A 12,091-nucleotide genomic window follows, 5' to 3' on the forward strand; every position below is an offset into this window, starting at 1 on the left:
TAAATGGTATCAAATAATTTAACTCAAAATCGCCTTAATCTCCCATTCTCTAAAGAACTTGCTCAGGAGTTACTGAATAACTACGGTTCTCCGCTTTATGTTTATAATGGCGATCGCTTGCGCGAAACTATTGAGTGGATTAATAAAGCAGTCAGTTATCCCCGCACGCAATTTCACTTTGCCAGTGTTACCAATGGCAACATAGCGCTGTTAAAAATTTTTCGCTCCTTTGGGTGGGGACTTCACGCCAATACGCCAGGAGATATTTATTTAGGATTGCAAGCTGGTTTCGATCCTATTGAAATAGTTTATAGCGGCAGTAATTTGAATCAGGCTGAGATGCTACAAGTCCTGAATTGGGGAGTTACAACTCTCAATTTCGATAGCCTCGCTCAATTGCAGTTGTGCTGCAAAGTTAGACGCAGAGAGAAAAATATTCGTCTGGGTTTACGCCTCAATTTGCCGGAAATTACTGGAGATAGCCGCATTGGTGTGCGTCCAGAGGAATTTGGTGATGCGATCGCTTTAACTGCTGAGATGGGATTAAAGCTGAGTGGTTTACACTTCTATCGAGGAACAGGAACTAATGCCACAGCAGCTTTTACCCAGGTGATTGATACGGTAATCGCTATTGCACAAAAGTTACCTGATTGGGAATATTTAGATTTTGGAGGTGGCTTTGGCTATCCTTATCACCACAACAAAACAGCCTTTGACTGGGAAATATTTGGAGCCGAGTTAACCGAGAGAATTACTCGTTTAGGACGGGAAATTGATTTGGTGATTGAACCAGGACGAAGTGCGATCGCTGGATGTGCAACTTTGCTGGCTCAAGTTGTTTCAGTAAAATGGCAAGGAGAAAAACAGATTGTTGGAGTTAATACCACCGTTGCTAATCTCTCAGTACCCTCAGTACACGGCGGCTATCGAGAAATTGTCACTTGGAAGCAAGCAGACAATCCATTCACAACTGATATTTGTGGTAATACCACATATTCACGAGATTATCTGGGGAAAAATTGCCAACTTCCAGTTTTAGAAATTGGCGATATTGTTGCCATTCTAGATGTCGGTGCTTATGGTTATGCAATGTCGTCTCACTTTTTACACTGTCCCAAACCTGCGGAAGTTTTGCTAGAAAATGGCACACATCGCTTGATTCGCCGACGCGAAGATTACAGTGTTTTATTAATAAATCAGGTACTAGACAACTAACATCAAACAACTATTATGAAGTGTATTAACTGCGGAACTGAAAATAAACTAAAAGACCGAACAGCTAATCAAGGTCGGTGTATAAAATGCAATCATTCCTTTGCTTTTGAACCGACTAGTATGAGTAATATTAAAATTACCGATCCTTTTTTTGCAAAGGCGATCGCTGATATTTCTGCAAATAATACCTTATTTTTTACACCCAAGCAACTACTTTATTTTTTAGATACTCGTTTAAAATCAAAGTCATTTTCAAGATTTAGCTGGTTGTTTTTATATGTATTTTTTAATATATTTACATTTGCTTTTGTCATTGGCCCATTGATAGTAAACTTTATATTTATTTGGATATTTTTTAATCGTAGTAGATCAAGTAAGTTCAACAATACAAGTCGCAAAGCAAATGCTAAAAATTTACAAATCATAGGATTAATTATTCTTGTAGCAGGAATTTTACTAAGTCTTGCCTCAAACTCATTCAGCCTCTTTGTTATTGTTGTGATTACGGGAATGCTGCCCATATATTTAGGAACTCGACAGCTAGGACGAATTGGATTCTTTACACAGGAATTTTTACTTTCACAATCTCAGGTTAAAGATTGGCTAGATCGCTGGCAGCAAATCAATGGTTCAATTCTCAAAATTCTTCCTTCACCAAAGCAGGAAAATACACCAGCCACGATTAATCCTGATGTGACTGCTTACAGTTTTGATAGATTAGTCGTTTGTGATAGTGCTAGTATTGCTCAACTATTAATCGCTAATAATTTTCACTTTGAAAACAACTGTGCAATTCTCAGCATTACTGGATATCCCCAAAGCATTTTTGACACCACGATGCAAATGCTGCGCCGCAATCCCGATTTGAAAGTCTATGCAATACATGATTGTAATCCACAAGGAATTGGTTTAGTTCATAATTTGAGAACCAATACTAATTGGTTTCTCAATAGCGAGATTATGATTATTGATGTTGGACTAACACCACGTCAAATTATCGCTACAAAGCGCGGAATGTTCATTCGATCCTCTCCAGAGTTGGCGCAAGCAGCTAAACAATTACCTGAAGAAATACGTCAAAGTTTATCTGCTGAAGAATTAGCATGGTTAGAATCTGGAAAGTTTGTGGAATTAGAATCTTTCACTCCCCAAAAAATAATTAAAGTTTTGCAAAAGGGCATTGCTGGCAGTCAAAATTTAGAAAGTGATGACAGTAGCTTGCTTTTAGTAGGCGATACAGGAAATGATATGTACGTTGTTCAAAGTTTTGGTTAGTATTCTCATTTCAATTATGGGGGCAATTCATGACCATTGAGCTAAAACTTCTTTAAAACTTGGTTTCCAGCCTCTGGCTAAAGATGTATAATTTGTAATTTATCGCAAGCCTCTTTCCATAAGCATTTGAGGTTCGACATTCTCAACATTAGCGATCGCTTCTAACTGAGAAATCCCAGCGATGTCTACGACGGGCTACGCCTACGCATCAACAATATTACCTGATTGGGCGTGTAACCAAGCGGTATGAGGCGCATAAGAAAGGCTTTGTGCAACTTTGTAACCTGCTCGATTAATTGCCTCGTGCTGCGACTCTATATCAACGCCTTCAGCAAAGCGGATAAAAACCAGTCCAGTTGGTACTGCTACAGAACCATTAGATTCTAGTGTATAAACTGGACTCAATATACCCCGTTCTGATTGATTGGGTTCGCCCGAAAAAACTGCGATTGCACCGTCGTTAAGTCGTAAAATTGCTTTTGTTGCCACAGTGGTGGGTTGATTGTAATGTACTGCATAGTACCCAGGTTTACGAGTGTAGGATACAGTTGTGCGTAGGTCTAGCCCGCCGTAGACATCGCTACCAACGCGAATTTGTTCAGGATATTCAGAAAAGTAGTCTTTTTAAAATCTCACTTCACCAATCAGGGGTAGAGAGTACACCTGTAGAAAATACCCAACCGGAAAATAAAACATATTTCTCAAGTTCTAATGATGTTATAGCGTTTTTCAGTGACATGAAATACATTCTTTTCATCGTGATTCATAGTTATACGCCCCTACTAATAGTGAAGATTCTTAAAACAACCTGATTTTGAATCTTCTCTTTTCTGGAAAGACTAATCAAAGGTTTGTATGAACTTAGATAGATTAAATTCTGTATCGTGATACACATATAACACATGAAATCAGAAGCATCCATAAAGTAAACGTGAGCCTACGATGGGTGTAGCAAGCTTTAAAAATAAGGCATAATACGGTTTTCCAATTCTCTTATGAGTGCTGAGTGGGGAATCCTAACTTCTTTACTCAGGACTGGGAACTGTTATGTCCAATGCCCAATTCCCATGCTCAATTTTCAAAATATTTAGGAGATTAAACAATGGTTCAGGTTCGCTATGGTGGACAGAACGGCCAACAGTATGAATTTGCTATCAGTAACGAACACGTTGTAGTGCGTACCGAAAGCCGTAGTACGATTGTTGGTGCAAGATCCTTTGAAGTCGCACCTGTATCACCCATAGCTCGTAGCATTCTCAATCAATTTGAGTTAAAAACGCGGTTTCGGCAAGCGGGTGTAGAAATTTTGCAAGCGAAAGTTCCGAATCAGGGTGTCGCTTTGCGCGATCGCGCTCGTGAAATTCTCAACAATGAGTCTGAAGTCCAATTTGCCGGACGTGTTTTAATCGATCCAGTATCCCAGCAACCTGTAGTCTACACTGAAAACCTTTTTGTTAAATTTGATAGCGAAGAATCAAGGGTCTGCCAAGAAGTTTTAAGACGTTACAACTTAACAATTAAACGCCAACTTGAATACGCACGAAATGCTTATTTTGTCAGTGCGCCTACAAATACTGGTATAGCTGTCTTTGACATCGCCCAAAGACTTCTAAATGAGGAATCAGTTGAACTGTGCCATCCTGAGTTAGCGCGTGAGTCACGCCAACGTCAAGTTTTCCCGCAGCAGTGGCACTTAAAGCAAACAACAATTAATGGTAAGACAATTAACGCTCATGCCAACGTTGAAGCAGCTTGGAAGTTGAGCAATGGCACTGGTACAATTATTGCAATTATCGACGACGGTGTGGATCTCGATCATGAAGAGTTCCGTTCCTCGGGCAAGATTGTTGCTCCGCGTGATGTCACACGTAAAACGAACAATCCTAGACCGGGAAACGATAATAACCACGGTACATCTTGTGCAGGAGTAGCTTGTGCAAACGGTAACTTTGGAGCATCTGGTGTGGCACCAGGGGCAAAACTCATGCCGATTCGTTTAGCTTCAGCGTTGGGGTCGCAAGATGAAGCAGATGCTTTTATTTGGGCGGCTCAAAATGGTGCTGATATTATTTCTTGCAGCTGGGGCCCAGCAGACGGTACTTGGTTTGAGCCAGACGATCCCGCACACAAGCAAAAAGTACCTTTGCCTGATTCCACGCGACTTGCTATAGACTTTGCAATCAATAAAGGGCGCAACGGCAAGGGCTGTGTAATTTTATTCGCGGCTGGCAATGGTAACGAAAGTGTCGATAACGACGGCTACGCCAGCTACCAAAAGATAATTGCAGTGGCAGCTTGTAACGACTATGGCACGAGAAGCGCTTACAGTGACTTTGGTCAAGCGGTTTGGTGTGCCTTTCCCAGCAACAATGGTGACACTTCTCAAACCACTGGAATTTGGACAACCGATCGCTCTGGTGTACTTGGTTATAATTCAGGTAATCGAAATCTGGGTGAGGCTTTAGGCAACTATACGAACGAATTTGGCGGAACTTCTAGTTCTTGTCCAGGTGCAGCAGGTGTAGCAGCCTTGATTCTTGCCAGAAACCCAAATCTGCGTTGGGATGAAGTACGAGATATTATAAAACGCTCCTGCGATCGCATCGATCCAGCTGGAGGTAAATATGATGCCAATGGTCGCAGCCCCTTTTACGGTTACGGTCGAATCAATGCTCTGAAAGCTGTAGAATTGGCCAAGCCCGCGCAAACATCGCCCACTGGTATTTTCCAGGCAGTGCAAGATATCCCAATTAACGATTTGCAAACATCAACATTGTCGGTGGTGATCGCTAATACTACCCTCCTAAAATCCATCAAAGTTAATGTAGATATCGAGCATACTTATATTGGGGATCTTATAGTTACTCTCCTTCCCCCGGTGCAAATAGGCATACTTCCCATAAATCTGCACGATCGCCAGGATGGAGCTACAGATAATATTAAAACAACTTATGACGAGGTAAACACCCCTAAACTTGCTGCCTTTAAAGGTAAAAGTCCCCAAGGAACCTGGACTCTGGAAGTTGCAGATAAAGCTGAAGGAGATACAGGAAAGATTCGCAGTTTGACTATTGAAATTGGATTTTAAGCCAAGCCTATTGGCTTACAGCAGTTTTCTTTGTATTTGAACTATATCTATCATACTGACTTATACCGTTAAGTCTTGAAAAGCTTGAAATTATTACTATTAATTAAACTTAAATATAATTAAATACTACAGGCTCAAAAATAGCGGGAAAATAGTTAAAATTAGCTTTGTGAATAATCAATAGTTGGCACATGCAACTATTGATTATTCACAAAGTTTTATATCTGATTTGTTCAGCAGTTTCGCACTCCTGACTAGTCTAAACTCCAGTTGTATTGGAAGGTGTACGATCACTCTTTGATTACGGGGCGTTTGTCGTCCCGTCAGAGTGCGGTAGGCTCTCTTACAATAATTATTCCTATATTGGCTTCAGCAGTAGGTACTTTATCGATTCGCCACCAACCCAAAGCCCCTTGTTGGCATCCAAAAGCTTGAGCGTAGCGGAAGCGAATGTAGTAAATTCCAGGTACATTAGGTGCTGTTAACGTGAATGTACTTGAGCCTGAACCTTGGGTAGAACCATTGTAGATACAGGCTTGAGCGTTATATTGACCTCCGATACCCACAATAATTTGATTAATAGATCCCCCTTGACCATTACTATAAGTGTAATTAGTAGATCCATTAATCTTTTCTTCAGGATTAACAATTACAACATTACTATTGCCGTTAAGTGTGAAATTAGTCAGTTTCACTGGACCATAAGTTGCAGAATTAGGTAGTAAAGATTCTGCCATTGCAGCCTTATCGAGTAGCAGGCTGTTAAGGGTAAGACCCATGCCAATAAATGCAATAGTAGTAACAAGCGTATTACAAAATTTAGCTCGTTGTGTAGACATAATTTTCTCCATGTGATTTGCGTTAGTTGTTGAAACTTGGAAACTAAGGGATAAATATGAGGAGCTTGAATAATTTACAAAAATCAACTTAAATAGCTTATTTAAATTAGTTTTTCGAGTGTTTTATTTTACTTAAGTTATAAACGGGCACAATTAAACAAAGCTAGGTAAACTTCTGTAAAGCACCAGAAAAACTTTAAATACAAGCTTTTAAGCGATTTATATTTCTTAATCAAGTTCTATTTTTTAACACCCACTTACTTAGTTGATACACTTTTTTTATCACTATTCCCAAGTCAAGTAAACTACTTTACCCAATCTTCAACATGTGATTTTTTGTAATTTATAATACTTATAAATATATGTATAAATATTTATAAACGAAAATTTATCCTTCGCAGAGATGTATTTTGTTTACTTATTTTAAATTCGATATCTTGTGAACTTTTGTTTTGTTTTTGGCAAAAACGCAATTTCTTCTTTTATCAGAAATAATTTTGTGATATCTAATTCTACTCAACAAGACATAAGTTAATTTTATATATAAACTGGTAACATCTATAGTCAAGCAACAATCAAGTTTATATAGGTTTTATATAATGCTGCTAGCTGTGGTAAATCCGCTCATAATTTACATGAACATGTTTTAAGCATCATTATCCTAAACTCGACTCAGTAACGGGAATGTACTTCGATGATGTTCAAAGGCGATCGCAACTTCTTGGAACCTATCCCAATAATAAAATTCTGTTAATCGTGCCCCTACAGCATGGTCTATTTACGTGAACATAGCTGTAAGGATAATTATAGACTGGGTAAAGCGATCGCTCTACCTAAGCTTTTTGCGTAAATTTTGTGGCGAATTAAGGGTTAAAATTTTAATGCAGATGCGTTTCCCCTTCCCGCAGGGTAGGATCGCAAAGGTTTAATTATCACATTACCCACAGTTGAGTAAAACGTTCAGCCGTCCACCCAACAATATCTGATACTTGCCCGTCACCAATTTCTACGATCCGCTTAGTACCATCTCTACACTCTATTACATCCACTGAAAAAAACTGACTTTTAATGCGCTTGGCACATTCAGAAACAATTTCTGGAATTTCCTCATCTGGTAAAGCGGCAAAAGGTTTACCAATAACTCATAATCGGAGGACGAAAGCATCCAACCCCGGTAGACCACTTTTGAATTAGAAGTCGGGACTGGAATAATTCTTGATGAACCAGATCCCAGCGACTCCAAAGAAATAACGGAAGTTGCAAACCCAGTATTTTGCATACAAGCAAGTTGCTCCAAGTATGCTGCATCCGCTTTCTTAGGATTGAAGTAATCACTAGGAAAAAGAAATATCACAATATTTGAATTGAATAGACTTCTTGCATGAATCCTTACCCTCAACCTAAATCCCTCTCCCAAGCTTGGGAGAGGGACTTTAAAATTGACTCCCCTTCTCCCAAAATTGGGAGAAGGGGTTGGGGGATGAGGGCAAGTTTTGCATTCGTGCAAGAGGTCTAATATACAGCTAATTACTAATTATAATGGGGCTTCCAAAACATCAAATCACCAGTAAATTATCTGGAATTTTACGTGCGTTAGGACATTCGTCCTAACGCACCCGACAAACTATTTAAACCGCAATTCTGAAAACCGCTACAAGTATTCAACTAGACTCGACATAACAATCTGTTAGCTTTGAGTCACAGCTTCTTTCGCTAAGAACTTCTCTAATTCTGTCAGCGCATCAGCATCAACCTTAGTTTGCATTGGACAGAACTTAGGCCCACACATCGAACAAAACTCAGCAGTTTTATAGATATCTGCTGGCAGAGTTTCATCGTGATATTCCTTAGCTCTTTCTGGATCGAGTGATAATTCAAACTGACGGTTCCAATCGAAGTTGTAACGCGCCTTGGAAAGTTCATCATCTCTATCCCTTGCACCAGGGCGATGTCTAGCAATATCAGCCGCATGAGCTGCTATTTTATAAGCAATCAACCCATTCCGCACATCTTCGGCATCTGGTAAACCTAAATGTTCTTTAGGTGTTACATAACACAGCATTGCAGTACCGTACCATCCAGCCATCGCCGCTCCAATGGCTGAAGTGATATGGTCATAACCAGGAGCAATGTCTGTTACCAATGGCCCCAAAACATAGAAAGGTGCTTCCGAACACTCTTCCATTTGCTTACGGACGTTGAACTCAATTTGATCCATTGGCACGTGTCCAGGCCCTTCCACCATCACCTGTACATCATCTTTCCAGGCTTTGCGAGTTAGCTGTCCGAGGGTTTTCAATTCAGCTAATTGTGCTTCATCTGAGGCATCATGGGTGCAGCCGGGACGCAGGGAATCTCCTAAACTGAAGGAGACATCGTACTTTTTGAAAATCTCAATAATATCTTGGAAGTGGGTATAAAGCGGATTTTGTTTGTGGTGATGTAGCATCCACCGCGCTAAAATCCCGCCGCCGCGAGAGACAATACCAGTGAGCCGGCTTCTCACCAAAGGCAAATGCTCAATCAAAATCCCAGCGTGGATAGTTTGATAGTCTACTCCTTGCTGGGCGTGCTTTTCGATGATATGCAGAAAATCATCAGCAGTTAGATTCTCGATTGTGCCGTGGACGCTTTCTAAAGCTTGGTACACTGGCACTGTACCAATGGGAACAGGTGAAGCCTTGATGATTGCGGTACGAATTTCATCCAAATTACCGCCACCTGTGGACAAATCCATCACGGTATCAGCACCATACTTCACTGACAGATTCAGCTTATCCACTTCTTCCTGAAGATTAGAAGAGTTGGGAGAAGCGCCGATATTAGCATTTACCTTACATCTAGAGGCGATGCCAATAGCCATCGGCTCTAGATTAGTGTGATTAATATTAGCGGGGATAATCATTCGTCCCCGCGCTACTTCCTCACGAATGAGATCGGCTGGGAGATTTTCCCGTTTGGCGACGTAGTGCATTTCTTCGGTGATAACACCTTGGCGGGCGTAATGCATTTGAGATACATTAACCTGCCCACGTCGTTTAGCAACCCATTCAGTCCGCATATTGTCATTCCTCAATAAACAGCTTCCCTCCGCTGGTATTACCCAGACTCAGGTGTTAAGGGTGTGATCTCAGCCTGGTTATATAGGCACCCCTAGCATGGATGTAGTGTAGCACCTTGGTTATGCCTGGGAGCAAAGATGTTTACAATTTATGAGGTAAGACAATTTGGGATTTGAGATTGCTAAAGGTTTATGCACGAATTTCATTCGCACAAGGACGACCCTGTTCAACATCGGTAATATTAGCAAAAGTTGTTTCGGCAATATTGTAGAGAGCTTCGGCTGTAAAAAAGGCTTGATGTCCGGTAATTAGTACATTGGGGAACGTTGTCAGACGTTGGAAAATATCATCTTGAATAATTTCCCCAGATAAATCCTCAAAGAACAATTCCGATTCTTGTTCGTAGACATCTACAGCTAGATAGCCAATTTTACCAGACTTCAATCCTTCAATCACTGCTTGGGTATCAATCAGCGCTCCTCGGCTAGTATTAATTAGCATCACCCCTGGCTTAATCTGTTCTATAGCCTCAGTGTTAATCAAGTGATGTGTTTCGGGAGTCAGGGGGCAATGCAGGGAGATAATATCGGAGTTGGCAAATAGCTCAGGTAGTTCTACATACTTTCCACCTAGCGCTTCCAATTCTGGATTACGATAAACGTCATAGGCAAGTAGGTGACAGCCAAACCCCTTCATAATCTGTCCTAAAATCAGACCGATTTTGCCAGTGCCGACAATTCCCACTGTGCGCTGATGCAAATTAAATCCCAACAGTCCATCTAAAGAAAAATTGCCTTCTCGGACACGGTTATAGGCACGATGAATTTTGCGATTTAAGCTCAAAATCAATCCTACGGCGTGTTCTGCCACCCCATAAGGTGAATAGGCGGGAACACGCACAACGGTAATTCCTAAATCTGCTGCGGCTTGTAAGTCTACATTATTAAACCCTGCACAGCGAAGGACAACCACGCGAGTTCCCCCTGAGGCGAGAATCTTTAAAGTTGGGGCATCAACCTGGTCATGCACAAATACGCAAACCGCCGGAAATCCGGCAGCAAGAATAGCTGTATCCCGATTTAAACGGGGTTCAAAAAACACTAATTCGTGTTGGATGGGAGAATTTGCAGCTGACAAAAACTGCCGATCGTAGGCTTTTGTACTGAAAACTGCTACTTTCATGCAAAACCTCAGACTTTATCTATGCTGCACGGTGTTCGAGTAGATAATACCTTGACGTTAACAAAAGCGATGTCTACAACGAGCGTAGCTGCGGCATTTTAAACTTTTTTTAATCGCTACTCTCGCAATGCCAGTGAAATAAGCGATCGCAGCATTATAGTATTTCTGTACTAAAAGATAGTAGCGTATCCAGAAGGCATTGCTGAAATTATTAATAGTAATCGGCTGTGTTAAGCATTCTTCAAATCATGAGAAAATTAATTTAAGAATGCATAAAATCAATCTTTTAGTTTATGATATTTACTAAACTTAACTATTACTAGTACTTGTTAAGTCCTGTTAAATTCAAACTTTTGGGTGGTTGTAGGTTGATGGAGTTAACTGATTCAATAAAAAATATATTAAAGGAAACGTCAAGTCAACTAAAAGGTGCATCAAGACGGCGTTTTCAAGCGCAAATTGTTATGGAGTTAGGTCATGATAGCTCTGCTTGAAAGTCACTGGCAAAAGAATCAGCCGGATTTAGTAGTATCGTGCATTCCATTTTATAACCGAGTACTCCGAGAAAGCTTACAAAAAGCAAAGCCCACAACACCCTTCGTCACTATTCTTACGAATTTTGCGGATTCTCCTCCTCAATACTGGATAGAACCACAAGAGCAATTCTTAATTTGTCCTACTGAACAAGCAGTCGAACAAGCGCGCGTTGGGGCATCAGGAAAAGCGAATCTTCCGCACATCAGGATTGGTAATTAATCCCCGGTTCTACGAGCCCATTACTGTTGATCGCCGAAGTGAAAGACAAAGCTTGGATCTAGATCCAGATTTGCCCACTGGATTAGTTCTGTTTGGCGGTTATGGCTCTAAGGTTATACTCGAAATTGCCAAGCGTCTCGAATGTTTTCAACACAAGCTCCAATTCATTTTTATTTGCGGATGCAATGAAGAGTTAGCTTCAGCACTCCGTCAAAGTCAAGGTTTTCAGAAGCGGTTTGTCACTACCTTTACTGAAGACATTCCTTACTATATGCATCTTGCAGATTTTTTTATTGGTAAGCCTGGACCAGGTAGCCTCAGCGAAGCTATGGCGATGAAGTTGCCCGTGATTACAGAACGCAATGCCTTAACTATGATTCAGGAAACATTCTCTTGTGAATGGATTACTGATAAAGAAGTCGGGATTGTAATTTCTAATTTTCACAACATCAAGCGGGCTATCGAAAAGCTAATTCAACCAGAAAACTATTCTGACTACCGGGCTAATCTCAACACCCTTAATAACCAGGCTGTATTTGAAACAGTTGATATTTTGGAACAAATTTTGAAAGCTCCTATTTAATACCAATTCTCTAAAAGCTGGCTACAGATAGTGCCTCTAAAATATATTGCCTTCGGGCAATAGATGCAATAATTGGTTTGGTTAATTTGCC

The 12,091-nt window shown here is 40.6% G+C and carries 10 protein-coding genes and 1 riboswitch; of the genes, 5 read left to right on the top strand and 5 right to left on the bottom strand.

Going from position 1 to position 12,091, the window contains the following annotated elements; genetic code table 11:
* Window positions 1–3 precede the first annotated feature (3 nt).
* A complete protein-coding gene (locus V7K89_RS20950; protein WP_335190497.1) occupies window positions 4–1,215 on the top strand; it encodes a diaminopimelate decarboxylase family protein in 1,212 nt (403 codons plus the stop codon).
* 15 nt (window positions 1,216–1,230) lie between these two features.
* On the top strand, window positions 1,231–2,490 hold the full coding sequence (locus tag V7K89_RS20955; protein WP_442941730.1) for a hypothetical protein: 1,260 nt from the start codon (window positions 1,231–1,233) through the stop codon (window positions 2,488–2,490).
* A gap of 201 nt (window positions 2,491–2,691) precedes the next feature.
* On the opposite strand, the gene V7K89_RS20960 is transcribed toward V7K89_RS20955, so the two are convergent.
* Entirely contained in the window at window positions 2,692–2,979 is a 288-nt protein-coding gene (locus tag V7K89_RS20960; protein WP_335190501.1) for a hypothetical protein, read from the bottom strand.
* A 613-nt stretch (window positions 2,980–3,592) separates the two neighbouring features.
* Here V7K89_RS20960 and V7K89_RS20965 point away from each other — a divergent pair.
* Complete coding sequence (locus tag V7K89_RS20965; RefSeq protein WP_335190503.1) at window positions 3,593–5,578, top strand: S8 family serine peptidase; 1,986 nt, start codon at window positions 3,593–3,595, stop codon at window positions 5,576–5,578.
* Between the two features lie 323 nt (window positions 5,579–5,901).
* On the opposite strand, the gene V7K89_RS20970 is transcribed toward V7K89_RS20965, so the two are convergent.
* The 4 genes from V7K89_RS20970 to V7K89_RS20985 form a co-directional block, all read right to left on the bottom strand.
* Window positions 5,902–6,417: a hypothetical protein gene (locus V7K89_RS20970; RefSeq protein ID WP_335190505.1), complete on the bottom strand. Its 516-nt coding sequence runs from the start codon at window positions 6,415–6,417 to the stop codon at window positions 5,902–5,904.
* Window positions 6,418–7,349: 932 nt separating this feature from the next.
* Window positions 7,350–7,556 (bottom strand): ATP-grasp domain-containing protein, encoded by a 207-nt coding sequence (locus V7K89_RS20975; protein WP_335190516.1) that lies wholly within the window; start codon window positions 7,554–7,556, stop codon window positions 7,350–7,352.
* Window positions 7,557–8,104: 548 nt separating this feature from the next.
* Window positions 8,105–9,478: a phosphomethylpyrimidine synthase gene (gene thiC / locus V7K89_RS20980; protein WP_335190507.1), complete on the bottom strand. Its 1,374-nt coding sequence runs from the start codon at window positions 9,476–9,478 to the stop codon at window positions 8,105–8,107.
* Between the two features lie 7 nt (window positions 9,479–9,485).
* Window positions 9,486–9,582, bottom strand: a riboswitch (TPP riboswitch).
* An 86-nt stretch (window positions 9,583–9,668) separates the two neighbouring features.
* The gene (locus tag V7K89_RS20985; RefSeq protein WP_335190509.1) at window positions 9,669–10,661 is read right to left on the bottom strand and encodes a 2-hydroxyacid dehydrogenase; all 993 of its coding nucleotides are present in this window, start codon (window positions 10,659–10,661) and stop codon (window positions 9,669–9,671) included.
* 477 nt (window positions 10,662–11,138) lie between these two features.
* On the opposite strand from V7K89_RS20985, the gene V7K89_RS20990 reads away from it, so the two are divergent.
* Both V7K89_RS20990 and V7K89_RS20995 read left to right on the top strand, forming a co-directional pair.
* Window positions 11,139–11,417, top strand: coding sequence for an MGDG synthase family glycosyltransferase (locus tag V7K89_RS20990; RefSeq protein ID WP_335190511.1), 279 nt, complete (start codon window positions 11,139–11,141; stop codon window positions 11,415–11,417).
* Window positions 11,368–12,000, top strand: a complete 633-nt coding sequence (locus V7K89_RS20995; protein ID WP_335190513.1) for a glycosyltransferase — start codon at window positions 11,368–11,370, stop codon at window positions 11,998–12,000. Before V7K89_RS20990 ends, V7K89_RS20995 begins: the two co-directional genes overlap by 50 nt.
* The last annotated feature ends 91 nt before the right edge of the window (window positions 12,001–12,091 follow it).

Source organism: Nostoc sp., from assembly GCF_036917515.1.
Lineage (GTDB): Bacteria > Cyanobacteriota > Cyanobacteriia > Cyanobacteriales > Nostocaceae > Nostoc.

What these genes read in the sequence shown, in the direction of transcription:
- V7K89_RS20990 (WP_335190511.1), top strand. Translation starts at nt 11,139, where the DNA reads ATGATAGCTCTGCTTGAAAGTCACTGGCAAAAGAATCAGCCGGATTTA.
- V7K89_RS20970 (WP_335190505.1), bottom strand. Translation starts at nt 6,417, where the DNA reads ATGTCTACACAACGAGCTAAATTTTGTAATACGCTTGTTACTACTATT.
- V7K89_RS20985 (WP_335190509.1), bottom strand. Translation starts at nt 10,661, where the DNA reads ATGAAAGTAGCAGTTTTCAGTACAAAAGCCTACGATCGGCAGTTTTTG.
- V7K89_RS20950 (WP_335190497.1), top strand. Translation starts at nt 4, where the DNA reads ATGGTATCAAATAATTTAACTCAAAATCGCCTTAATCTCCCATTCTCT.
- thiC (WP_335190507.1), bottom strand. Translation starts at nt 9,478, where the DNA reads ATGCGGACTGAATGGGTTGCTAAACGACGTGGGCAGGTTAATGTATCT.
- V7K89_RS20965 (WP_335190503.1), top strand. Translation starts at nt 3,593, where the DNA reads ATGGTTCAGGTTCGCTATGGTGGACAGAACGGCCAACAGTATGAATTT.
- V7K89_RS20955 (WP_442941730.1), top strand. Translation starts at nt 1,231, where the DNA reads ATGAAGTGTATTAACTGCGGAACTGAAAATAAACTAAAAGACCGAACA.